The sequence below is a fragment of the Sandaracinus amylolyticus genome (genome assembly GCF_021631985.1).
In the GTDB taxonomy this organism is placed as follows: Bacteria; Myxococcota_A; Polyangia; order Polyangiales; family Sandaracinaceae; genus Sandaracinus; species Sandaracinus amylolyticus_A.
In genome coordinates this window covers 4776862-4802277 of record NZ_CP070225.1, presented here as the reverse complement: position 1 = coordinate 4802277, position 25416 = coordinate 4776862, and the positions used below count along the sequence as shown (strand labels likewise).

General features: G+C 72.9%; 8 protein-coding genes. 3 read left to right on the top strand and 5 right to left on the bottom strand.

What is annotated here, in order from left to right:
- Window positions 1-3: 3 nt before the first annotated feature.
- Window positions 4-1707 (bottom strand): alpha/beta hydrolase family protein, encoded by a 1704-nt coding sequence (locus I5071_RS20265; protein ID WP_236607137.1) that lies wholly within the window; start codon window positions 1705-1707, stop codon window positions 4-6.
- 142 nt (window positions 1708-1849) lie between these two features.
- Here I5071_RS20265 and I5071_RS20260 point away from each other — a divergent pair, with 142 nt between their 5' ends.
- Window positions 1850-3559, top strand: coding sequence for a beta-propeller domain-containing protein (locus I5071_RS20260; protein ID WP_236607136.1), 1710 nt, complete (start codon window positions 1850-1852; stop codon window positions 3557-3559).
- Window positions 3560-3597: 38 nt separating this feature from the next.
- On the opposite strand, the gene I5071_RS20255 is transcribed toward I5071_RS20260, so the two are convergent.
- On the bottom strand, window positions 3598-7188 hold the full coding sequence (locus I5071_RS20255) for a serine/threonine-protein kinase PknK (RefSeq protein WP_236607135.1): 3591 nt from the start codon (window positions 7186-7188) through the stop codon (window positions 3598-3600).
- Between the two features lie 79 nt (window positions 7189-7267).
- Here I5071_RS20255 and I5071_RS20250 point away from each other — a divergent pair, with 79 nt between their 5' ends.
- Both I5071_RS20250 and I5071_RS20245 read left to right on the top strand, forming a co-directional pair.
- Window positions 7268-7729 carry a hypothetical protein gene (locus I5071_RS20250; RefSeq protein WP_236607134.1) on the top strand — a complete coding sequence of 154 codons (462 nt, stop codon included), beginning with the start codon at window positions 7268-7270 and terminating at the stop codon, window positions 7727-7729.
- A gap of 261 nt (window positions 7730-7990) precedes the next feature.
- Window positions 7991-8764 carry a hypothetical protein gene (locus tag I5071_RS20245; protein ID WP_236607133.1) on the top strand — a complete coding sequence of 258 codons (774 nt, stop codon included), beginning with the start codon at window positions 7991-7993 and terminating at the stop codon, window positions 8762-8764.
- Here the strand turns inward: I5071_RS20245 and I5071_RS20240 are convergent, their stop codons facing one another.
- Genes I5071_RS20240 through I5071_RS20230 form a run of 3 tightly spaced genes read right to left on the bottom strand, consistent with a single transcriptional unit; the run spans window position 8765 to window position 25287 of the window.
- Complete coding sequence (locus tag I5071_RS20240; protein WP_236607132.1) at window positions 8765-10708, bottom strand: protein kinase domain-containing protein; 1944 nt, start codon at window positions 10706-10708, stop codon at window positions 8765-8767.
- Window positions 10709-10750: 42 nt separating this feature from the next.
- On the bottom strand, window positions 10751-18688 hold the full coding sequence (locus tag I5071_RS20235; protein ID WP_236607131.1) for a beta-ketoacyl synthase N-terminal-like domain-containing protein: 7938 nt from the start codon (window positions 18686-18688) through the stop codon (window positions 10751-10753).
- On the bottom strand, window positions 18685-25287 hold the full coding sequence (locus I5071_RS20230; protein ID WP_236607130.1) for a type I polyketide synthase: 6603 nt from the start codon (window positions 25285-25287) through the stop codon (window positions 18685-18687). The genes I5071_RS20235 and I5071_RS20230 overlap by 4 nt, the downstream gene beginning before the upstream one ends.
- Window positions 25288-25416: the final 129 nt, after the last annotated feature.

The window sequence follows — 25416 nt, the reverse complement described above, 5'->3', positions numbered from 1 at the left end:
CGTTCACGGCGCGGCCGCGATCGCCTCGACCTCGGCCGCGCTCAGCGTGATCGGCTCGCTCGAGCGGAGCCGCGGGATCAGCAGATCCACGACCGGCCGCACCAAGCTCTGGTGATCGCCGCCCGAGGGCACGATCACCTGGATCGGGGCACCGGGCGGCGCTGCCGCCGCGATCGCGCGCGCCGCGAGCGCCTGCGACTCGTTCGCGCCCTCGACCACGAAGGTCGGGCTCGTGATGCCCGCGAGGAACGCGATCGGCGAGCGCACCCAGCTCTCCTCGACGCGACGGGGATCGTAGACCCAGCCCTGATCGTCGGGGCCCCACGCGTTCATCCAGTGCGCGTCGGCGCAGGGCCCGAACGCGAAGTACGCGCGCGCCGGCGCGCCCGACTCCGCGAGCAACGTCGCGAGCGTCCCGCCGACCGAGTGGCCCATCACCACGACACGCTCGGGATCGACCGCCGGCAGCGCGCGCAGGTGCTCGAGCGCGGCGCGCACGTCGTCGACCTCGCCGAGGAACATCTCGATCTGCCCGTCGCTGCCGTGCTCACCGCGCGTCGCGGGCAGCATCACGACGAAGCCCGCTTCGGCGAGCGCGCGTGGGCCCCACTCGGGATCGAGATCACCGTCGTCCATCGCGTAGCCGCCGTGCAGCCAGAGCACCGCGGGGCGCCTCTCGCGCTCGCGCGCGTTGCGCGTCAGGTACGCGGCGAGCGAGCCGACCGGCGACTCGTAACGCGAGACCTCGAACGCATCGTCGTCGGGCAGGGGCGCGAGCGGAACCGGATTGCGCGGGCCGCGCAGCGGCGTGCTGGTGAACGACGCGCGCGCCGCGGCGAGCGACGTGGTGCGCGGCGCGAATCCGGGCGGCGGCGCGCCGGGCCCGCGCCACGGCTCGTTCGGTGTGTGCACCTCGAGCAGGTACGGCATCGCGTCGTCGTCGGGGTGCGTCTTCATCGCGACGAAGAGCGCGTGCCACTGGCCCGCGTCATCGCGCCACGCGCGGTATCGCGCGCTCATCGCGACGGGACCGTAGGCGTTCGATCCCGCGGCGCGCGCCCAGACGTCGTGATCCTCGTCGGACCACGACACGAACGTGGGATCGAGCGTGCGATCGGCCGTGATCGCTCCGCGCAGGAACGCGTGGATGAACGCGGTCGCGGACGCCTCGGTCGGCTCCGCGCTCGCCCTCAGCGCGGCGACGAGGATCATCGCGCCGGTCTCGCGCGAGGTCCACGCCCAGACACCCTCGGGCATGCCTGCCGGGCGCAGCGAGATCGCCATCACGCGCACCGCCGGGCTCGACGATCCGTCCTCGAAGTCCTCGGTCGGCGCGCCGACGAGGAAGCCGAGCGTGGGGTGACGGAGATACGCGTGATCCGCGGTCGCGATCGGCTCGAGCGCGACGACGTCGGGCACGATCGAGCGCACGCCCTGGTACACCACGCCGCCGGTCGCGCAGCACACGTTCGACACCAGCCCGAGCGCGATCACGCCGCCCCCGAGCCAACGACGACCGGTGGTGAACGCGACTGCGCCTGCGGTCCCGAGCGCCGCGCCGATCACGCCGCCGAGCACGGCGACCATCGCGCCGGCGCTCGCGCCTGCGACGGCGCCGAGCGCGCCCGTGACCAGCGCGGTGATCGCGACGCCGACAACGGGGATGCGCGCTGGCGGGGGCTCGTGGGCGAACGTCTCGTGGTCCATGCGCGCGACCTTCGCGCCGCCGGTTCGCGCGCGCAACGTGATCCCGCACGGGGCGCGGTCGGACCGATCGAGAGATCGAAATCTTGGATCACGCGTCCCAGCTCCTCGTTGACGCGCGGCGGGGTCGCGCGGAGGAGGGGTCGTGCGTGGCGTGATGCGATCGATCGCGCTGGCGATCGTGTGTGCGCTGGTGCCGAGCTGCGCGGGAGGCCCGTCGGGCTCGAGCGCGCCAGCTGCGGAGTCGACGTCGTCGGGCGGCGAGTCGATCACCAACGTCCAGGAGCAGGGCGTCGACGAGGGCGGCATCGTGAAGATGCACGGCGAGCACCTCGTCGTGCTGCGCCGCGGGCGGCTCTTCTCGGTCGATCTCGCGGGCGGATCGATGCGGCAGATCTCGGTGACCAACGCGTACGCGCCGGGCCACCACGCCGCCGACTGGTACGACGAGCTCCTGATCCACGGCGACACCATCGTCGTGATCGGCTTCAGCTATCGCGACAGCGCGACCGAGATCGGGCTCTTCGAGATCGACGCGCGGGGGCTGATCGTGCATCGCGGCTCGTTCCAGCTGCGATCGAACGACTACTTCTCGTCGCGGAACTACGCGTCGCGCCTCGTCGGCGATCGCCTCGTGCTCTACGTGCCGCACTACCTCGGGTACGTGCAGGGCGACGGATCGTTCGATCGCTCCTTCCCCGGGCTGCGCGCGGTCGGTGGCGCGTGGTCGTCGATCGACGGTCCGGTGCACGCGTCGCTCGCGCCGCGCGACGGCTACGCGGTGCTGCACACCGTCGTGATGTGCGAGCTCGGCGAGCGCGATGCGCTCGGTTGTCGCGCGCAGGGCATGGTCGGCCCGGTCGGGCGCACGTTCTACGTCTCGCGCGACGCGGTCTACGTGTGGATCAGCGACGCGCCGCGCGCGGAGGAGGGCGGCGTGCCCACCGACGCGATGGTGTATCGCCTCCCGCTCGACGGAGGACCGACCGGTGCGGTGCGCGCGTGGGGCGCGCCGACCGATCAGCTCTCGTTCAAGGAAGCCGACGACGGACGGCTCCACGTGCTCGTGCGCAGCGAAGGTCACGGCGATGCGATGTGGGCGCCCGAGCAGCGCGCCGGTGCGCTCGCGCTCGCGAGCATCCCGCTCGGCGCGTTCACGAGCGAGGGGCGCGCGCTCGACGTCGCGACCTATCGCGCGATGCCGCAGGTCGACGGCATCGGCGCGATCACGAACCGCTTCGTCGGTGACTGGGTGCTCTACGGCACCGGCAACGCGTGGGGCTGGGGGCAGGCGCGCGGCGGGAGCGTGTACGCCGCGTCGTGGCGGCACGGAGGGCCCGCGTACCGCGTCGACGTCGGGCACGACGTCGAGCGGATCGAGGCGATGGGCCGCGGCGCGGTCGTGGTCGGTCGCGAGAACGAGGGGCTCGCGTTCTCGTCGATCGCGCTCGACGGAGGCGTGCAGCCGGTCGATCGCTACGTGCTGCGCAACGCATCGCAGGGCGAGACGCGCACCCACGGCTTCTTCTATCGCGACGACGGCGAGGGGCAGGGCGTGCTCGGCCTGCCGGTGCGCGGCGGCAACGAGAGCGGCTGGCACCAGCTCTGGCACGGCAGCGCGTCGGTGTTCTTCCTGCGCGTGAACGGGCAGCGCTTCACGCCGCTCGGCGGTCTCGCCTCGGGCGACGCACACATCGACGATCACTGCGTCGCGTCGTGCGCCGACTGGTACGGCAACGCGCGTCCGATCTTCTGGCGCGGACGCGTGTTCGCGCTGCTCGGATACGAGCTGGTCGAGGGCCGCGTGATCGCGGATCGCGTGGAGGAGAGCGCGCGCCTCGTGCTCCGGCCGTGATGAAGAGCGCTCATGGATCGCACCCGCGATCCATGAGCTCACGCGGACCGGGCAGCGCAACGATGGGCGTCGGCGTCGCGGCCGAGCTTGCGATAGTGCCCGGCCGCGAGGCCGTACGCGGCCCGCGCGCGCGACGCTTCGCCGCGCTGCACTGCGATCTCCGCCGCGCGCTCGGCCGCCCACGCGACGTCCTCTTCACTCGTCTCGAGCCCGCCCAGCACGCGCTCCGCCTCGCGCTCGTGCCAGTCCCACTGCTCCCACGCGCCCGCCTCGGCGGCGCCCGCGAGCGAGAGCACGTGGAGCGTGCCGCGCAGCTGCTCCTGCCCGAGCCGCTCCGCGCGTCGGAGCCCGAGCTGCAGCTCCTCGTAGGCGTCGGCGTACGCGCCCTGTCGCATCTGCACCACCGCGAGGTTGCCGATCACGATGCCCTCGAGGTGCGACGCGCCCGCCTTCTGGGCGACCGCGAGCGCGCGCAGATAGAGCGTCTCCGCCTCCTCGAGATCGCCCTGCGCGCGCGCGACCTCGGCGAGGCTGTTGAGCGTCGAGCCCATGCCGTAGAGGTTCCCGTGCGCCTCGAAGATCGTGAGGGCCTCGCCGATGCGCGCGGGATCGCCGGGCCGGTGCTCGGGATCGCTGATGCCTGCGCCGCCGAGCGCCGCCGCGATGCCGAGCCGATCGCCGGCGCGCTGCGCGAGCTCGAGCGCGCGCAGGTACGCGCGGAACCCGAGCGCGAGCTCGCGACGCCGCCAGTGCGCATAACCCACCGCGCGCAGCGCGCGGCTCGCCTCCGCGTCGTCCCCGAGCTGCTCGAAGCGCGCGCGCGCCTGCTCGAGGTGCTCGACGCCGTGCGCGACCTCGCCGCGCTCGACCTCCGCGAAGCCCTGCACGAGACACGCGCGCGCCTCGATCGAGGCCTGCTTCTCCGCAGCCGCGACCGTCCGCACCACCTGCGCGAGCGACGACGCGCGATCGAGACCGCCGCGCCGCCGGAGGATCTCGGCGCGCGCGATCTGTCCCTCGAGGCGCTCGGGGTGTCGATCCGAGAGCCCGAGCCGATCGAGGAGCTCGGCATGGCGATCGAGCAGCGACTCCGCGCGCGCGTAGTCCGATCGGTTCTGCCACTCGCGCGCCGCCGCGCGCAGCGGCGCGAGGGCGCCCGCAGGATCGCCGCCGAGCAGTCGATGCGTGGCGAGCCGCTCGGCCGCGCCCGTCTCGCCGCCGTGGTAGCGGGTCTCGAGCGCGTTCGCGATCGCCGCGTGGTGCGAGGCCGCGCGCCGCTCGTCGCGCGCCGATCGCTCGAGCGTCTCGCGCAAGAGGCCGTGCACCAGCTCGAGCGTGATCCCGTCGCCGCCCTCGCTCTCGTCGAGCAGGAGCAGCATGCGGCTCTGCAGGAGCCGATCGATCGCGGCCGCGGGGTAGGGCAGGCCCGCGGCATCACACGCGCTCGCGAGGAACGCCGCGTCGGCGCGACCGCCCGCGAGCGCGAGGATCTCGAGCGCACGGCGCGCCGCGCCCGCACCGGCCTCGCGCTCGTGCTCGCCGAGCAAGTGCGCGAGGCGCGCGCGCCACACCGAGTGCAGATCGTCGGGCAGCTCCGCGCTCGCGCCCTCGCGCATGCGCAGACCTTGTGCGCTCGGCTCGAGGATGCCGCGCTCGACCCAGTCGCCGACGAGCTGCACCGCGAAGAGCGGATGGCCCGCGGTGCGCTCCGCGACGCGCTTCGCGAGCTCGCCCTGCGTGCCCAGGAGCCGCTCGACGAGCGCGCGATGCGCGTCCGGCGGGAGCGGGCCGATCTCGATCTCCGTGACCTCCTCGCGCCCCGAGAGCGACGCGAGCTGGGCCCACTCGACGGGGCGCTCCGCGAGCGCGTCCTCCTGCGCGGTGAGCACGAACAGGATCGGCGTCGGCTGATCGCCCTGCGCCTCGAGGATCGACTGCGCGAGCGCGATCGCCTCGCCGCCCCACTGCACGTCGTCGAGGCGCACGACCAGCGGTCGCTCGCGTCCGAGCTGTCCGAGCACGCGACGCACCATCGCGAGGCGCGCGCTCGCGCTCGTCACGCCGCGATCGTCGCGCGGCGCGAGCAGATCGGTGATCGCCTCGCAGGTCGCCGAGTCTTCGCTGGGCAGCGCGCGCCGCACGCGCGCCAGCACGCCACCGCGCGTGAGCCCGAGCGTGCGCAGGTGCGATCCGATCATGCGCGGAAGCCCGCTCGCCGACGACGCGACGGGCTCGTGCACCGCGTGCAGCGGCGTCGCCGCGCCGACCTCGTGGGCGCGCTCGCAGAGCCACTCGACGAGCCGGCTCTTGCCGAACCCCGAGGGCCCACGCAGCACGACCGCACGCGCGCGACCGTCCTGGCACACCCGCTCGAGCGCGCGCCAGCACTGCTCGCGCTCGCTCTCGCGCGCGACGAACGGAGGTTGGCGCAGGCCCCACAAGCTCAGCGCGGCGCCGACCCATCCCGGCTCGTTCGACGATCCCGGACGACGCCAGTCGGGCAGCGACTCCTCGCGCGGCTGCGTGCTGTCGACGAGCCCGGCGGGGATCGAGACGTCGGTCGGGAGCGGCGTCGGCGCGGCGACGATCGCGGCGAGCGCCGGCAGATCCTCGAGCGTCGCGACGACCGACTCGGCGTCGCTCGGCGGCTCCTCGCGCTCGTCGTCGCCGAAGTCGACGCGCAGCTCGGTCGCGGGCGCGGTCTCGACCTCGGTGCCCGGCGACGACGTGACGACCGGCAGCGCGGGCACGACGGTCGACGTCGAGACCGGCTCGCCCTCGTCGACCGCGAGCAGCGCGCGCGCCGCGTCGGACGCGCGCTGGAAGCGGCGATCGGGCGACTTCTCGAGAAGGCGTCCGACCCACGCCTCGAACGCGTCGGGCACCGGGAAGAGCGGTACGAGACGAGGCGGCGGCGAGCGCAGGTGCATGTGCGCGAGCTCGTCCTCGTCGGGATGATCGAAGGGCGGCTTGCCGGTCGCGAGCTTGAACGCGATGCAGCCGAGCGCGTAGAGGTCGGTCCACGGACCGAAGTCGCGCACCGCGCCGCGGAACTGCTCGGGCGCCATCATCTGCGGCGTGCCCGCGGCCGCGCCGCGCTCGTCCGCGGGATCGGTGCCGAGCGCGTGCGCGAGCCCGAAGTCGCTGAGCTTCAGCACCGACGAGCCGTCGCGCAGCCGCACGCGAAGCACGTTCGCGGGCTTGAGATCGCGGTGCACGAGGCCGCGCGCGTGGGCGTGTGCGAGGGCGTCGAGCAGCGTGCGCAGCACCGCGCGGGTGCGTGACCAGAGGCGCGCCGGCGCGGGGTGATCGAGCGTGCCGTGCGCGAGCTCCATCACGAGGTACGGGCTGCCCTCGACGAGGTGCTCGGGATCGGCGACCGCGGCGGTCGCGGGCACCACGCCGTGATCGAGCACGCGCACGATCGCTGGGTGATCGAGCGAGGCCATCGCGCGCACCTCGCGCTGGAACGCCGCGATGGCGCGATCCTGCCGGGCGCGCGCGTGCGAGAGCACCTTGATCGCCACCGGCATCCCGAGCCCGCGGTGCTCGCCGCGCAGCACCAGGCCCATGCCTCCGCGCGCGATCGGATCGAGCAGATCGAAGGCGTCCAGCGGGATGCGACGCATCTCGGAAACGATCCGTTAGGATGGGAAACGTGCGCTGTCGAGCGCACAACGTGTGCGCCATCGCGTAGGCTCGCCGCGCATGGGCCACCACATCCAGGGCGTGATCGCGCGTTCGTCCGTGGTCGCTCGGATCGCGCAGGACTTTCCGGGCGCCGAAGTGGTGCCGCTGGAGCAGGCGCTGCTGTGGGTCCCGACGCCCGAGTGGCTGCTCGATGCGATCGACGAAACAACGCGAGGCGACGCGCTGCGCACGCCGATCACCGGCGAGCACGTGTATCTCCATTTCGTCGCCCGCTACCTCGAGCAGATCACCTCGCGCGACGTCGCGATGTACTTCGAGACCGACTATTTCGGCGGCCTCGGCGCGCAGAGCGCGGCGGTCTACCGCGATGGGGTGCTGGTGCTCGATGCCGGACGCGCGTCGCGCCCCGGTCCGATCAACGCGGGGCTCGCGTTGCTCGGCGTGCTCGCCGACGCAGGGCGCGACGCCTTCGACACCGTCGGGCTGCAGCACCATCGGCGCATGCCGCACGACCGCTGATGCGTCAGCCGTGTGCGGGCGGGATCTGCGCGATCTCGTGGAGCAGCGCGGCGATCGCGGGCGCTTGGCCGCCGCAGTCGAGCGCGACCCATCCGCGCTCCGCGAGCAGCACGCGCACCGTGTCGGCGTCCCCGCCGAGCGCGTCGACGCCGCGGACCTCGGACCACGCGAACCAGATGCGCGTCGCCGTGCCGGTAGAACGCGTGCGACGGAGTGTGCCATGTCCCCTCGCGCCGACGCGGCGTGTACGATCGCGCAGGCATGACTCGACTCTGCTCGTTCGTCGCGCTCGTCGTCCTCGCGCTCGCGTCGGCGTGCAGCGAGAGCCACTCGATCACCGGTGATGCGGCGGTGCGCGTCGATGCCGGCGCGCGCTGTGGCGACGAGGTCTGCGCGATCGACGAGGTGTGCTGTCCCGGATGTCCCGGCGAGGCGCCGCTCGGTTGCACGCCCGGAGGTTGCCCGCCGATCGCGTGCCCGGGCGGATGGACGCGCTGCGAGGACGCGCTCGCCGGTGGAGCGAGCGGCGATCCGTGCTCGTTCGGCGGCGCGTGCGAGGCCGACGAGGGCTGCTGCGCGCGCACCGCGCGATGCTCGAGCGGCGCGCTCGTCCTCGAGCGCGAGTGCGGGCCCGGATGCTCCGCGTGCGCGTCGAGCGCCGACTGCGATGCCGAGTCGTACTGCGACTTCACCGCGCTCGGCTGCCACGGTCCGGGCTCGTGTATGCCTCGCCCCAGCGGGTGCCCCGAGGACTGCCCCGGCGTGTGCGCATGCGACGGCACCACGCACTGCAACGCGTGCATCGCGAACGCCGCGGGCGCGAGCGTGGCGCGGCCGGGCGCATGCGACGCCCCGGGCTGCGAGGCCCAGGACGCGCGCGGCGAGGGCGCGTGCCTGCTCTTCCTCGGCTACGCGTGGAACGGCGCGGCATGCACCGGGATCAGCGGCTGCCAGTGCATCGGTGCCGACTGCGACGAGCTCTATCCGAGCCCCGACGCATGCAGCGCCGCGCGCGCCGGCTGCCTCGCCGACTGATCAGAGCGAGACGCGGCTGCGCGCGCCGAGCGCGTCGTAGATCAGCGCGATCAGGCACCCGACGCACCCGACGCCGACCATGAGCGTCGACGTCGCGGGCCAGATCGCCGCGACGATGCCCGCGGCGAAGCACACGCCCGCGGCCCACCACAAGCGCCCTCCGATGCCGATCGCCGCGCCGAGGAACACCGCGCCGACCATCATCACGCTCAGCGCGCCCGCCTCCAGGCTCGTCTCGCCGCGCGAGGCGTGGACCTGATCCGCGATCGTCGAGGCGCCGAGCGAGAGCAGCAGCAGCGACGCGAGCTGCTTCGTCAGCCGGTTCTTCAGCAGACGACGCCGGAAGACCCAGAGCGTGCTCGCCATGATCCCGAGCATCGCGACGTCGACGCGGACCACGCGATCCATCGGCACCGGACGCGCCGACACGTGCTCGCGCGTCAGCGCCAGCCCGAACGTCACGATGCAGAGCGCGATGATGCCGAGCGTGATCGGCACGCGATAACGCGACGTCGACTCGAGCTCGCGCTCCTGGCGCTCGGCGCGGCCTTCCTCCTCGAGCTCGCGCGCCTCCTCGAGCTTCGCGCGCAGCGACTCGATGCGCGCGTCGAGCGCGGGATCCGGCGGGTCGAGCGCGCGCGCGACGGTCGCGGCTCCGTCGGCGCTCCGCCGCTCGAGCTCGGCCTCGACCATCCACGTGAGCGTCGTGTGGAGCGCGCGCCGCGCGCGCTGGTTGCCGGGCCACTCGGCGAGCGACTGTGCGAGCGCGAAGCGGCACTCGACGAGCTCTGCGAACGTGTCGGGACGCGCGAGCAGCGCGGCGCTGCCTCCGGTCGCGATGCGCAGCGCCTCGAGCTTCGACTCCGCGGTCGCGGCGAGGCGGAGCGATCCGCGATGACGGAGGAAGTCGGCGAGCGCATCGCGGAACGCGCGTGCGCTCTCCGGCCGATCCGCGGGATCGACGGACGTGCACGCGTTCGCGAGCGCGGCGAGCTCCTCGGGGACGCTCGCGTCGTACTCGAACGGCTCGGAGAGGAACGCCGCGAGCAGCACCTGCGCGCTCGAGTCGCCGCGATGACGGTTCGTGCCGACGAGCACCGCGTGCAGCGTCGCGCCGAGCAGATAGACGTCGGTGCGCGCGTCCACGAGCGTCGCGTCCGCGCGCACCATCTCGGGCGCCATGAACGCCGGCGTGCCGACGATCTCGTGCGCCTCGTCGCTCGCTTCGTGGAGCTGCAGCGCGACGCCCCAGTCGACGACGTAGACCTCGCCGAAGCTGCCGACCATCACGTTCGCGGGCTTCACGTCGCGATGCACGACGCCGCGGCTGTGCGCGAAGTGGAGCGCGTCCGCGACGCGCACGAGGATCTCGCACTCCGCGCCGAGGCGATCGCCGTGGCGTCGCTCGAGCTCGGCCCACGCGGGGTGCGCGTCGTCGCGCAGCAGCTGCTCCAGCGTCGCGCCCTCGATGCGCTTCATCACGAGCAGCGGCGAGCCCTGCTCGTCGACGCCGAGCACGTGCACCGGGACGATGCTCGGGTGCTCGAGCGCGCCCGTGATCCGCGCCTCGGCGAGGAGCGCGGCGGCGTGTCGTGCGTCGTCGGTGCCGCCCGCGGGACTGCCCGCGCGCAGTCGCTTGACCGCGACGTCGCGCCGCAGCGAACGCTGCCGCGCGACGAACACCGCGCCCATCCCGCCCGCGCCGAGCAGCTCGCCGAGCGTGATCTCCGCGCCGGTCGCGGTGGTGTCGGTCGACTCCGCGAGGTCGAGGCGCGGGAGGCTCGCTCGATCGTCCTCGAGCGGGCTCGGTGCGCGGGTGCGCGTGCCGCTCGGAGGCTCGTCGACGACGAGCGTCCCGCGCCGCAGGGTGCCACCGGCGGGCACCGCGAGATCGCGGAGGCGCAGCGCCCGGGTGATCGCGTCGAACTGCGCGCGACGTTCCACGGCCCGATGCTAGACCGCGACCGGGCTCGCCGCCCGTGGAACCTACCCCTTCGGGCCGCGGAGCTGCGCCGCGAGCTCGGCGAGCCACGCGTCCTTCGCCGCATGACCCGTCGACGGCGTCTGCCCGCTGGTGACGATCGACGCGAGCTCGGGCCCGAGGCGCGACGCGCGCGAAGCGAGCACCTCGGTGATCGTCGCGAGCGGGAGCATCGCGCCGGTCCGCTGCGCGCGCTCGGTCGCCGCACGCTCGAGCGTCGCGTCGTGCTCGAAGGGCGCCTCGTGATCGTGGCCCGGACCGAGCGCGTTGATCGCCGCGAGCACACGATCGGTGCGCTCCTTGTACGGCATCGCCTGGAGCTCGATCGGATCGATCGGCGCGCCCACGAAGTAGTCCTGGCGGCCCATCCCGAACGGCATCTCGATGCGCTCGGCGAGCGGCTCGCGCGGCAGGCCCCCCACGAAGCGCACCGGCACGATCGGCGTGCCCAGCGTGATCGCCATGTCGACGAACACGCCGCTCATCTTCGTGATCGGCTGCGCGCACGAGAGCGCGCGCGTGCCCTCGACGTGGATGACCACGTTCTTGCCCGACGACCGCATCATCGCGCCGAGCTCCCCGAGGATCGTCGGGAGCGACGCGGGATCGCTGCGATCGAAGTACGCGATCACGCGCGGGTCGACGACGCCCGGGTACGCGAACGCGTGCATGATCAGCTTGCCGAGCCAGGTGTCGCGGTGCTCTTTCTTCGCGAGCGTCAGCGTGCTCAGCCCGTTGAGCGCCGACATCGTGATCCCGAAGAGCAGCGACTCGACACCGACCTGGTGGTTCGCGAGGAAGAGCGCGCTCTTGCCGCGGATCTTCGCGAACGCATGGGGATCGGTGAGGTGCACGCGGCGCACGAAGCGCTCGATCAGCGTGAGGAAGAGGTCCTCGCCCGCCCACGCGCCGATCCCACTGTGTTTTCCGGGGAAGAGGTGCTCGCGCCAGAACGCGCGGATCGGCGCGACGTCGATCGTGATCGGCGCCGCGTCCTTCACCACGATCGAGGTCTCGTCGCGCGACACGCTCACCACGCGCGGCCCGAGCGGCTCGTGCGCCGAGCGTGCTGTCTCGCCCGTGACGTCGACGCGCGACGGATGCGACGCGGTGCTGCGCGCGACGTGATCCTTGATCGCGACCTCGGTCGCGACGTCGCGACCGCTCGGGATCGCGTAGACGCGCTCCACGGTGCCGGGCAGCCAGTTGCTCGCGGCGAGATCGCGCACGTCGAGCTTCGACGTCGACGCGTCGATCGGCTGGGCGAGCGCGACGCCGCCCACGTGCTTCCGATCGCGCAGGAACGCCTGACGCGCGAGCGGCGGGGCCATGCCGATCGGGCCCTTCGGGAGCAGCACCTCGACGAGATCGATCTCGCACCACACGCGCTCGCCGACGACCAGCTGCAGCGACACGCGCGCGTGACCGTCGAAGCCCGCGGCGCGCGCCTCCACGCGCACTTCGCCGCCGGTCGGAGCCGCGCCGAAGAACGCCGCGCGCTCGATGCGATACGGGTACGCGGCGCGCCCCGGCGGGATGCGCGCGTCCCACGTCTCCATCGCATCGTGCGGCACGCCGTGGGTCGCCGCGTCGAGCACGATCGGGTGCAGCTCGCCGGTCTTGCCGCTCGCGTCGAGGCGCGCGCTCGATCCCGCGCGGCCCATCTTCAGCTCGCGCTGGCGCTGGAACGCGGGGCCGTGGAAGAGCTGGCCCGTCGCGTACGGCGAGGGCACCACGCGCGCATCGGCGAGCGGCGCGAGCGGCGCGGGCGCCGCGGGATACGCGCCCACGCGCACCTTCGCGGTGGCGGCGGGCTCGAAGCGCGAGAGGCGCGGATCGCGCGCGTCGCGGAACACCTCGAGCACCGCGTCGAGCACGCCTTCCTGCGCGCTGGGGGTCACCCGCGCGCGGATCTTCGCGGGGCCGCTCGCGGTGGTGATCCATCGCTGGATCTGCATGTCGCGCACTTCGATCACGTCGCGACCGCTCGCGCGCTTCGCCGCGGCGGCGATGCGATCGAGCATCGACATCGCGGGCAGCGCGGGAATGACCCACGTGGGGCAGTGATCGGCGATCGACGCCGCGTCGACGATCTCTTCGTCGTCGTCACGCGTCGTCGGCGCGTCACCGTCGTCGACGATGCGCATGCCGAGGTTCTTCGCGTCGTAGATGCGCTTGCCGTCGACCCACAGCGACGCGTCGGCGATCGCGAACGCGCCGCGCTCGTCGCGACCGACCTCGGTCACCTCGAGCGTGCAGCCGATCACGCCGTTCGTCGGCACGACCTGCCCGCGGTACTTCCACGTCAGCACCTTGCCGACCGCGATCGGCTCGAGGCGCGGGCGCTTCATGCCCTCGTGCATCTTCGTCTCCAGCATGAAGAGCTGGAGCAGCTGGCACATCGCCTCGATGCCGAGCGATCCGGGCTGGACCGGATCCTGGAAGAAGTGCGCCTTGAAGAACCACTCGCCGGGATCGACGTCCTTCTCGGCGCGCAGCGCGCCGAGGCCCTTCGCGCCGCCCTTCGGGTCCCAGTGCACGACGCGGTCGAGCATCAGGAGGAAGGGCGTCGCGAGCTTCGCGCTGCCGGTCGTGAGGTGCGCGGGACGCGCGCGAAGATCGATCACGGTGTCGCCGCCGCTCGCGAAGAGCGCGCGCTGCGCGTCGCTGATCGGAAGGCCCGCCTGGTTCTCGAACGCCGCCTTCGGGAAGAACCCGAACACGGTGTCGAGCGTGTAGACGAGCACGTCGTTCACGGTGCAGCGCACGTCGAACGCGACGATGATCATCGTGCCGCTCTTGCTGAGCGACTTGAGCTTCGCGTGGGTGCGCAGCGTGCCGCTCGTGGGCAGCACCTCCGCGTGCAACGTGCCCTTGCCGTCGAGGTTGCGGAAGAGGAGGTCCTCTTCGCTCGTGAGCGCGCAGCCGACGTAGCTCGCGAGCCAACCGCAGGGCTGGAGCGCGGCCTCCATGAGCACGCACATCGGCATGCTCGCCGCGCCGTTCTCGTGGAAGTACCAGGCGTCGCGCGGCACGTCGTAGTCGACGGTCACTTCCGCGCCCGACTTGGCCTCGCCCATCGGGCCCTTCACGTCGACGACGCGCGACATGAAGTGGTAGGGCGGACCGGGCAGGCGCGCGACCTTCCGCACGCCGTCGAAGCGCTCGTAGATCTTGCCGAACGCGGTGCTGGGCTTGCCCCACGCGCACGCGAGCAGCGACGCGTAGTCGAACGGGAAGCCCTCGCTCGGACCGTTCGACGCGCGCGCGACCGGCTTGCTGGGATCGGCCTGCGGCAGCGCGAGCGGCTCGTGGCCCGGCGCAGGCGGCAGCGCGTCGCCCGAGACGAGGCGCGGGTGCTCCGAGATCGGCCAGTCGGGCACCAGGCGCAGGCCCATGCGGCGCGTGTGGAACGCGCCGAGGCCATCGACGGTGCAGAGCAGGTCCGCGTAGATCGTCGGGATCGGTCCGTCGTGGATCTCCTCGACGAAGACCTCGTAGACGAGCTCCTTCGACTCCGGCACGACCTGGCCGCGGCAGAGCATCTTGTAGGGCTCGCCGGTGACCGGCTCGAAGCGCCAGCCGTCGCGCTCGACCGTCACGCCCTGCGCCGCGAGATAGAACGAGAGCGCCTGGAGGCAGCCCTCGAACATCAGCGTGCCCGGCATGCACGGGTCGTTGTGGAAGTGCCCGGGGAAGAACCAGTCGTCGGGCGTGATGTGACGCGTGGCCTTGAGGTAGCCGCGCTTCCACGGTCCGCCGCTCGACTCGAGCGCGTCGACGCGATCGAAGAAGAGCATGCGACCGCCGGCGATGCGCGGGGTGCGCACGTGCGCGTTGGTCGGCGTGAACGCGGGGCCGAAGCACGACACGACGTCGCCGCGCGCGTAGGCGTCGAGGTGCTCGCGCTCGAACGAGGTGCGCGCGAGCGGCAGGAGCGGCGCGTCGACGCGCGCGTCCTTCACGATCTCCTGCTCCTCGGGCTTCCAGAGGATGCCCGCGGAGTCGTCGAGCTCGGCGCGCGTGAAGAAGCCGGCCTGGCCGCGGCGCACGGTGAGCACGGGCTCGCCGGCGCTGCCGTCGGGGCTCACGACGCGGCAGTCGTAGTGGAAGAAGAAGAGGCGGACGTCGCCCTGGTTGGCGTGGCCGTCGACGTGGATGTCGTAGCGGATCGTCTCGCCGGGGATGGGCGGGCTGCGGTGGTAGGTGAGCTCGCAGCCGAGCAGTCGATAGGCGCGCTTTCCTTTGTTGAGGAAGTCGGCGCCCATGTACGAGATGAGGAAGAGATCGGCCTGACCCGCCTCGATGAGGATGCCGGCGGGCATGCGGCCCTCGTGGAGCCACCACGAGTCCCAGCGGATGTCGGTCTCGGTCCAGACGGTGCCCTTGCCGTCCTTGCCGAGCACGGCGTCCATGCCGCGGCCGAGGATCCCGGGAACGGCCTCGATGCCGACGACACGATCGGCGAGGAGCATCGGCTCCATCGGCATGCGGACCTGCACGGCGTGCTCGTCCTGCTGCGCGAAGAGCTCGCCGAAGATCTCGGAGATGCGACCACCGGCGTGGACCTCGAGCTCCGCGCGCGACCAGCTGCGACCGGTCGGAGGACGCGGCGCATCGGGCTGGAGCGCGCGCGACCGGGCCGCGGTCGAAGTCGGCGGAGACACGACCTTCGGAGCGCCCGTGACGACACTCGAAGGCTGCGACCGGACATCCGAGCTCGCCGGGAGGACACTCGAAGGCTGCGACCGGACATCCGAGCTCGCCGGGAGGACACTCGAAGGCTGCGACACGACATTCGAGCTCGCCGGGAGGACACTCGAAGGCTGCGACCGGACATCCGAGCTCGCCGGGAGGACACTCGAAGGCTGCGACCCGACATTCGAGCTCGCCGGGAGGACACTCGAAGGCTGCGACCCGACATTCGAGCTCGCCGGGAGGACACCCGAAGGCTGCGACCCGACATTCGAGCTCGCCGGGAGGACACCCGAAGGCTGCGACCCGACACTCGGCGCCGCAGCGGCGCCGCCGAGCAGGACGAACATCGCGTTCTGTCGCGTGCGGAGGAACTGCTCGTGCAGCGCGCTCTGCTGCGCGAGGAAGTCGCGGTGCATCGCGCCGAGCGCGCGCTGGTGCTCCGCGACGCGCGCGAGGATCTGCGCGTGCGGCGAGGACGGCGCGGGCGACGGCGGGTGCGCGGGCGACGGCGGGTGCGAGTGCGACGGCGCGGGCGGGTGCGACGGCGCGAGCGAGTGCGAGGGCGACGGCGCGGGCGGGTGCGACGGCGCGAGCGAGTGCGACGGCGCGTGCGCCTGCGTGAGCGCGGGCGAATGAGCCGGCGCCGCGAGCGGCGCGTGCGCGGTCGACGGCGCCTGCGTGAGCACGGGCGCGGGCGACGGCGCGGGCTTCGTCGCGGCGGTGAACGGCTCGTGGTGCTCCTTGCCGTTGAGGACCGGCGGGAGGCTGGGGGCGGGCTCCATTCGCTGCATACGAGGCTTCACCGGGAGGACGTCGACGCGCGGGGGCGCGGGATGCGCGGGCAGGCGCAGCACCGGGCCGCTGGGCGCGGGAACCGGCTGGATCGGGGCAGGCGCGCTGCCCTCGGCGGCGCGCAAGTGGATCACCGAGCGCTCGCCCTCGAGCGCGTCGATCACGATCTCCGCGCGGCGCTCTCGCCACGCTTCTGCGGCACCGGCGCTCGTCCTCGGACGCACGCCGTGGTGGATCGCGAGCGCGCCCGCGGCGACGTGCACGAGGCCCCACGCCGCGTGCGCGCGGCCGAAGAGCGGCGCCAGCGACGTGCCTGCGTCGCCGAGCGCGAGCGCCTCGCCCGATGCGTCATCGATCACCGCGAGCACCGTCGCGCCCTCGCGGCGCGCGTCGTCCTCGCGCATCAGCACGACGACGATCGCCGCGTCGCCCGCGAGCTCGGCGCGCCCCAGCACCGCGTCGCTCGCGCGCCGATGCACCGGCTCCGCGCTCGCATCGACCGCGCCGACGTACACGACGTCGATCTCGCCGCGCTCCAGCGCTCGACGCGCGAGCTCGAGCGCGCGCAGGCCCGACGCTTCCTCGGCGCTCACCGTGTAGCTCGCGCCCGACACGTCGAGCTGCGAGTTCACCCGGTTCGCGGGGATGTTCGGCATCGTGCCGACGACCGTCGCCGCATCGAGCGAGGGCGCGATGCCGTCACGCGCCTTGCGCAGCGTCGGCTCGTCCCAGCCCTCGCGCTTCGCGATCTCCGCGAGGCGCCACCGCGCGCCCCAGCGCGCGACCTCGGGATCGCAGCCCATGCCGACGATCGCCGCCGCGCGATCCGCGCGGACCTGCGGGACCTGCGCCGCGGCCTCGCGCGCCGCCGCGAGCAACATCGTCTGCTGCGCGATCGAGCGCTGCAGATCGACCGGCGGGAAGCGCAGCCCTTCGAGCGCGAGCACGACCTCTTCGGCGCGCGCTGCGCCATCACGGACACGCGAGCGTCCGGTCGCGAGATCGCTCGCGAGGTCCGCGCGCGAGGCACCGTCGCCGACGCGCGCACCGATGCCGATGATCGCGATGCGCGGCTTGGGCCCCGGCGCTTCCACGTCGATGCGCTGGCCGCGCCACTCCTCGACGATCAGGTGGGCGTCGTTGCCGCCGAACCCGAACGCGCTGATCGCCGCGCGACGCGGGCCGCTCGAGGTCCACGGCTCGGGCGCGCGCACCACGCGCAGCGGCGTTCCGTCGAGCGCGCTGGTCGTGCGATCGAGGTGCGGCGTCGGCGGCTTGGTGCCGTGCTCGAACGCCGAGAGCACCTTCATCAGGCCCGCCGCGCCCGCGACGGTGACGAGGTGCCCGAGGTTCGCCTTGAGCGATCCGATCGGCAGCGCGCGCGCCCCTTCGAAGGTGCGCGTCATGCTGCGGATCTCGGTCGCGTCGCCGACCGGCGTGCCGGTCGCGTGGCACTCGACGTACTCGACGCTCGAGGGATCGAGCCCCGCGACGTCCCACGCCGCGCGCATCGCGCGGATCTGTCCGTCTTCGCTCGGCGCGAGCAGGCCGCGGCCGCGACCATCGTTCGCGAGGCCCACGCCGCGGATGACACCGAGCACGCGCTCGCCGTCGCGCAGCGCGTCGGCGAGGCGGCGCAGCACGAGGATCGCCGCGCCCTCGCTGGGCACGAGGCCGTCCGCGTCGGGATGGAACGGGCGGCTGCGGCCCGTCTTGCTCATCGCCTGGAGCGCGCAGAACCCGACGTGGATGAAGAGATCGTCGGCGCAGTTCACCGCGCCCGCGAGCATCGTGTCGGCGCGGCCCTCGTGGAGCGCGTCGCACGCGAGCGCGATCGCATAGAGCGAGGACGCGCACGCGGCATCGAGCGCGAAGCGCGGACCGCCGACGCCAAGCGCGCGCGAGAGCAGATGCGCGGGCAGGCCCGACATGAAGCGGTTGCGCGGATCGATCGCGCCGGTCGCGGGCGCGTAGGGCGTGCCCTCGAGCCACACGCTCGCCGCGTAGCGGCTCATCGTCGCGGTCGGGAACGAGAGGTTGCCGAGGATCGCGCCGGTGCGATCGCCGCCGCCCTTCGCGCGCCCTTCGCTCAGCCGTCCTGCGTCGCGCAGCGCCTCGCGCGCGGTGTGCAGCACCCACTGGAAGAGCGGATCGAGCCGCTTCACCTCGCGCGCGTCGATCCCGAACCCGCTCGGATCGAAGATGTGCTCGAAGCCGCGTACGTAGCCGCCGCGATCGCTCCACGCGCGATCACCGCTAGGCTGTCCTCCCGAGGCAGAGCTCGCCGGCCCGAGCACGTCCTCCTTGCGGAGGCCCCAGCGATCCTCGGGCGCGGGCGTGATCGCGTCACGACCGGCCGCGACCAGCTCCCAGAGCGCCTCGGGAGAGAGCGCTCCGGGGAGCACACACGCACGACCGACGATCGCGATCGGCGCGAACCGAGCGCGCTTCACGCGTCGGCCCGCGAGCGCGCCGCGGCCTCGAGCTCCTGACGGCTGCCGGGCAGCACCGAGATCTCGACGTCCTCGAGCTTCGCGACCGCCGCGCCGCTCGCGTCGCTGAACACGACGTCGAACACCGCCTGATCACGGTTCTTCGCGCGACCGCTCGCGACCACGCGGAACGGACCGCGCGCGCCGTTCTTGAGCGGCACGTACGCACCGATCGACGTGGGCAGCGACGCGCCCTTGAGCGCGTGCTTCACCCAGAGCACCGCGAGCTGCAGCCCGCCGTCGAGCAGCGCGGGATCGCTCGCCCACGCCTCGTCGGTGCTCCAGCCGAGCTCGTGCAGGCCCACGAGCGTGCCCGCGATGCCGCGCTCGCTCTCGCCCTCGAGCGACTGGATCGCGTGGAAGAGCGGGCCGTGGAAGAGCACGTCGCCGTAGACGATGTCCGACCACGGCGTGAGCGATCCGAGCGCGGGCGCGCTCGCGCTCGACACCGCGAGGCGCGGCTCCATCTCGATCTTCGCGGTGTAGTGCTTCACGCCGCCTTCGCCGACGAGCGCCATCTCGTAGGTCGCGCTCGAGCCGTTGGTGACGAGGCGCGAGGTGACCGTGAAGCGATCCCCCGTGGTCTCGTACTGCGCGAGGCGGATGCCGCGCAGCACCTTGAGCTCGCGCACCGCGCTGACCACGAGGTCGCTGCGACGCGTGCGCGCCGCGCGCGCGAAGAGCTCGATCGCCATCACCGCGGGGAAGACCGGCGTGCCCTTCACGACGTGGCTCGCGACGAACGGGGACGCGGCGCGATCGATCACGATCTCGAGCGCGCGCTCCTCGGTGGCCTTGCCGGGCTCGGTGACCAGCGCCTCGGCGCGCGGCTCGCCGCCGAGCACGAGCTCGACGTCGTCACCGGCGCCGCGACCGAGCTCGTCGACGAGCATCTTCGCGCCGTCCGCGAGGCCGATCAGCGGCACGCCGAGCTTCTCGAAGCGCGCCTTGAGCGCGGGCGTCACCATGCCGCCCTCCCACGGGCCCCAGCCGAGCGACTTCACGCGCACGCCGCGCTCGCGGCGCAGCTTCGCGCCGATCTTGTTGAGCACCTCGTTCGCCATCGCGTAGTCGCACTGGCCTTGGTTGCCGCAGCGCGCCGCGACCGACGAGAAGAACACGACCGTCTTCAGCGGATCGTTCGCCGTCGCCGCGAGCAGCGCGCGCAGGCCCTCGATCTTCGTGTCGAACACGCGATCGAACTGGTCCTGCGTCTTGTCCGCGATGAAGCGATCCGCGAGCACGCCCGCGCCGTGCACGAGGCCCGCGATCGGGCCCCAGCTCGCGCGCACCTCGTCGAGCGCCTTCGACACTGCGCTCGCGTCCTGCACGTCGACCGCGACGTACTTCGCGTCGCCACCGGCAGCGCGGATCGCGTCGATCGTCCCGCGCACCTCGCGGTTCGCGAGGATGCGCTCCACGCGCTTGCCGAGCTCGGCCGGCGCGATCGCGGTGCCGCTCTTCTTCGCGTCCTCGAGCAGCGCGCGCTTGAGCGCGGCGTCGTCGTTCGCGCCCTTCGCCGCGCCGGGCTCGTCCTCGAGCGCGGTGCGGCCGAGGAGCACGAGCTTGCACTTCGTCTCGCGCGCCAGCGCGATCAGCGTCGCCGCGGTCACGCCGCGCGCACCGCCCGACGCGACCACCACGCTGCCCGCCTCGAGCACCGAGGGCGAGCTCGCGACCGCGACGCGCTCCGAGATCAGCGTGAGGCGCTCACCGCTCGCGCGGAGCCCGACCTCGAGCTCCGGGCCGCCGTGCACGAGCTCGTCGGCGATCCGCGCCGCGAGCGTCGCTGCATCGCGCCCACCACGCTCGAGATCGATCGCGCGCGCATGCGCCTTCGGCCACTCCTGCGCGGCGGTCTTCACCAGCGCCGAGAGCCCGGCGAGCCACGCGCGCGACGAGCCCGAGAGCCCGAAGTCGCCGCCGGTGTCCTGCACCGTCACGAACGCGCCGCCCTTGCTCGCGAGCGTCGCCGCGACCGCCTTCGCCGCGCGGAACGCCTCGCGGTTGATCGCGATCGCGTCCTCGTCGCGCGCGACCTCGCGCAGACCGGCGAGCACGATCACCGCGTCGGCGTCGGCGGGAACGTCGCGCACCACCTCGGCGCGCAGCCCGCGCGACGCGAGCGCGCTCACGAGCGCCGCCGCGATGCCGGTGCCCTCGTCGGTGATCACGACGCGCGACGCGCCGAGCAGGCCCGGCGTCAGCAGGCCGCTCGCCGGCGCCGCGACCGCGCGCGTGACGTAGCGACCGAGCGCGGGCTTCGCGGTCGTCTTCGCGGGCGCGCTGGTGGTCGCGGCCGCGGCGACGGGCGCGCCACCGGGCAGGTGCGCCTTCAGGTGATCGACGATCTCACCCACCGTGCGCAGTGCACCGAGCGCTGCGGGATCGAGATCGGGCAGCCCGGGCGCCTGCTCGCGCACCGCGGCGAGGATCTCGACGCGCTTGATCGAGTCGATGCCGAGATCGGCCTCGAGCTCCATCTCCATCTGGATCATCTCGGCGGGATAGCCGGTCTTCGCGGCGACCACCTCGAGCATCACCTTCATCAGATCGACGCCGCCCGCCGCGCTGCTCGTCGACGTGGTCGTGGACGGCGACGTGGTCGATCCGCTGGGCAGATGCGCCTTCAGGTGATCGACGATCTCACCGACCGTGCGCAGCGCCCCGAGCGCCGCGGGATCGAGATCGGGCAGCCCCGGCGCCTGCTCGCGCACCGCGGCGAGGATCTCGACGCGCTTGATCGAGTCGATGCCGAGATCGGCCTCGAGCTCCATGCCCATCTGGATCATCTCGGCCGGGTATCCGGTCTTCGCCGCGACGACCGAGAGCATCACCGCCATCAGATCCACCGACGGCCCGCCAGCCGTCGACGGCGACGTGGTCGTGGACGGCGACGTGGTCGTGGTCGATCCCGCGGGCAGATGCGCCTTCAGGTGATCGACGATCTCGCCGACGGTGCGCAGCGCACCGAGCGCCGCCGGATCGAGATCGGGCAGCCCCGGCGCCTTCTCGCGCACTGCGGCGAGGATCTCGACGCGCTTGATCGAGTCGATGCCGAGATCGGCCTCGAGCTCCATGCCCATCTGGATCATCTCGCTCGGGTAGCCGGTCTTCGCGGCGACCACGTCGAGCATCACCGCCATCAGATCGACGGTGGCGGGCGCGGGGGCCACGACGACGGGTGCGGGCGCGATCGGCGCCGGCGCTGCGATCGGCGCCGGCGCTGCGATCGGCGCGGGCGCTGCGACCGGCGCGGCGTAGGTGTTCGGCAGCGCGATCGGCTGCGGCTGCGCGACCGGCGCGGGCGCGGGCACGTACGCCACGGGCTGCGGCGCGATCACCGGCGCGGGCGCGTACGCGAGCGGCGCCGCGCTCATCACCGGGCCCGCGCCCAGCATGCTCGCGAGGCCGATGAACGAGGTCTCGCTGCTCTTCAGGAACGCCGCGTGCGCGTCCGCCATCGAGCGCTGGAAGGCAGCGTGGGCCTCGGCCGTCGCGCGCTGCGCCTCCTGGAACGCGCCGATCCACGCGAGCTGCGCCTCGGCGGGGAGCGCTACGGAATTCGTAGCGGGGACGGGAGCGTGCTTCGGGCGATCGTCGTGGCTCATCTCGTGGCTCGCAGCGGCAGTCGGTTGGGGAACGTGCACCGGCACCTCGACGATGCGCTCGACGATGCGCACCTCGGGCTCCTTCTCGGGGTTCGGCTGCGGCAGCGCCGCCGCGCCGCCCTTCGGCGGATAGGGCTTGTCGTAGTTCGAGCCGTTCAGCTTCAGCGCGAGCTTCGGCTTCTTCTTGCTGCGCGGATCGAGCGCCGGCGCGTACGCGCTCCACAGCGCTCCGAGCTGCACCGGCAGGCCCGCGACCGCGAGCTTGCCCAGCGCGTGGTGCCAGCTCGTGAGCCCCGTCTCGCCCTTGCGATCGGTCGCGATCGCGCGGTGCGGACGCCCTGCGAGGATCTTCGAGACCAGCCCGGTGAGCACCGAGCCCGGCCCGACCTCGACGAAGGTGCGCACGCCGTCCGCGTACATCGCCTCGACGATCTCGACGAAGCGCACCGGCGCCGCGAGCTGCGCGCCCAGCGTCTCGCGCACTGCGCTCTCGCTCGCGCCGTAGGGCGCCGCCGTCGCATCCGCGTACACCGCGATGCTCGGCGCCTTCACGCTGACGCCCTCGAGCCACGACGCGAAGGGCGCCGCCGCTGCCGCGACCACCGGCGAGTGGAACGCGGTCGCGACCTCGAGCCGCTTCACCGTCAGGCCCTCGCCGCGCAGCGCGCCCTCGGCCTTCTCGATCGCGCTCGTCGTGCCGCTGATCACCGACTGATCGGGCGCGTTGTGGTTCGCGATCACCACGTCGAGGCCGTGCTTCGCGATCGCCCCGCGCACCGCGTCCGCGCCCGCGATCACCGCGCTCATCGCGCCCTCGGTGGTGCGCGCCGCCTCGGCCATGCGCTCGCCGCGCGCCTTCGCGATGCGCAGCGCGTCCGCGCTCGAGATCGCGCCCGCCGCGTGCAGCGCGATCACCTCGCCGAAGCTGTGCCCCGCGACCGCCGCGGGCAGCAGCCCGACGCTCGTCAGCAGGCGCAGCGCCGAGAGGCTCGCCGCGCCGATCGACGGCTGTGCGTTCTCGGTCGCGGTCAGCGTCGCGCGCTGCTTCGTGCGCGTCGCGTCGTCGAACGCAGCCTTCGGGAACACCACGTCGTGCAGCGCGAGCCCGAGCTCCGCCGCCTCGTCCCACGGCGCGCGCGCCGCGTCCCACGTCGTCGCGAGGCCGAGCCCCATGCGCAGGTACTGCGAGCCCTGACCGGGGAAGAGGAACGCGACCTTGCCCTCGTGCGAGCCCTGCTCGAAGTGCACGCCGTTCGGCAGCGAGAACGAAGAAGTGGAAGAACCTTCCAGTTTCTCCGCCGCCGTCTTCAGCTTCGCCGCGAGGTCCGCCTCGTCGCTCGCCACGATCGCGAGGCGCGCGCCCGTCGTCGCGACGAACGCCTCCTGCGTCGTGCGCGCGAGGTACACGAGCATGCCCGGGCGGTTCTCGGCGATCGTCTGCTCGACGTCCTTCGCCATCGCCCGCGCGTCGCCCGCGAGCGCCTTCGCGTCGGGCGCGCGCAGCAGCACGAGCTCGGTGTCGCTGGTGCGCGAGCGCCACGCGCGCTCACCGGGGCCGACGTACTCCTCGACCGCGATGTGGAAGTTCGATCCGCCGAAGCCGAACGAGCTCACGCTCGCGCGCCGCGGATGATCACTCGTGCGCACCCACGGGCGCGCCTCGGTGTTCAGGTAGAACGGGCTCTCGTCGACCTTCAGCTTCGGGTCGGGGCGATCGATCTTGATGGTCGGCGGCAGCACCTTGTGGTGCAGCGCGAGCACCGCCTTGATGAGGCCCGCCGCGCCCGCCGCGCTCTTCGTGTGGCCGATCTGCGACTTCACCGAGCCGAGCGCGCACCACTGCTTCGCGCCCTGTCCGGCCTCGCCGAACACCGTGCGAAGGCCCTCGAACTCCGCCGCGTCACCGGCGCGCGTGCCGGTGCCGTGCGCCTCGACGAGCTCGACCGTCGTCGGCGCGTAGCCCGCGACCTCGTACGCGCGACGCAGCGCCTTCGCCTGACCGGCGGGCACCGGCGCGTACACGCTCTTCGCGCGACCGTCGCTCGAGCTGCCCACGCCGCGGATCACGGCGTAGACGCGATCGCCCGCGGCCTCGGCGTCGCTCAAGCGCTTCAGCGCGATCATGCCGAGCCCTTCGCCCAGCATCGTGCCGTCCGCCTTGTCGCTGAACGGGCGGCAGTCGCCGCTCGCGCTCAGCGCCGGCGTCTTGCTGAAGCACATGTACATGAAGATGTCGTTCATCGTGTCGCAGCCACCTGCGATCACGAGGTCCGACTGCCCCACGCTGAGCTCGTTCACCGCCATCGAGAGCGCGCTGAACGTCGATGCGCACGCCGCGTCGGTCACGCAGTTCGTGCCGCCGATGTCGAGGCGGTTCGCGATGCGCCCCGCGACGACGTTGCCCAGCAGGCCCGGGAAGTTCGACTCTTCCCACTTCGTGTAGCTGCTCGAGATGCGATCGCAGATCGCGCCGACCTGCGACTCCGGGATCCCCGACTCGCGCAGCGCCTTCGTCCACACCGGGCGCTGGAGCCGCGAGACCATCGAGCCCATCAGCTCCTGGCCCGACGTGACGCCGAGGATGCAGCTGACCTTGCTGCGATCGATGCGCGAGAACTGCCCCTGACACGCGTCGTCGAGCACCTTCTGCGCGACGATCAGACCGAGCAGCTGCGTGGTGTCGGTCTGCGGGACGATCGACGGAGGGATGCCCCACTCGAGCGGATCGAAGTCGACGTCGTCGAGGAACGCGCCGCGCTTCGCGTACGTCTTGTCGGGTTTGCTCGGATCGGGGTCGTAGTAGTCCTCGATGAGCCAGTGGCTCGCCGGGATGTCGCGCAAGAGATCGCGCCCCGCGAGGATGTCGTGCCAGAAGCCGGTGTGATCGACTGAGCCGGGGAAGAGCGCGCTGACTCCGACGATCGCGATCGGTTCGTGGTGCTGCTTCATCTCTCGTTGACCCTCGACTCGTGTGGTGCGCAGCGACTGAGCTCGGTGCCGTGCGGCCTCGCGGAAAGGCGCGCCCCGCACGACGTGGAGATCGAGCGGGGCGATTCGGCCGCACGGCCGGGGTGTAGG

Coding starts and splice junctions, on each gene's coding strand:
- I5071_RS20245 (WP_236607133.1), top strand. CDS start 7,991: ATGACTCGACTCTGCTCGTTCGTCGCGCTCGTCGTCCTCGCGCTCGCG.
- I5071_RS20265 (WP_236607137.1), bottom strand. CDS start 1,707: ATGGACCACGAGACGTTCGCCCACGAGCCCCCGCCAGCGCGCATCCCC.
- I5071_RS20230 (WP_236607130.1), bottom strand. CDS start 25,287: ATGAAGCAGCACCACGAACCGATCGCGATCGTCGGAGTCAGCGCGCTC.
- I5071_RS20255 (WP_236607135.1), bottom strand. CDS start 7,188: ATGCGTCGCATCCCGCTGGACGCCTTCGATCTGCTCGATCCGATCGCG.
- I5071_RS20250 (WP_236607134.1), top strand. CDS start 7,268: ATGGGCCACCACATCCAGGGCGTGATCGCGCGTTCGTCCGTGGTCGCT.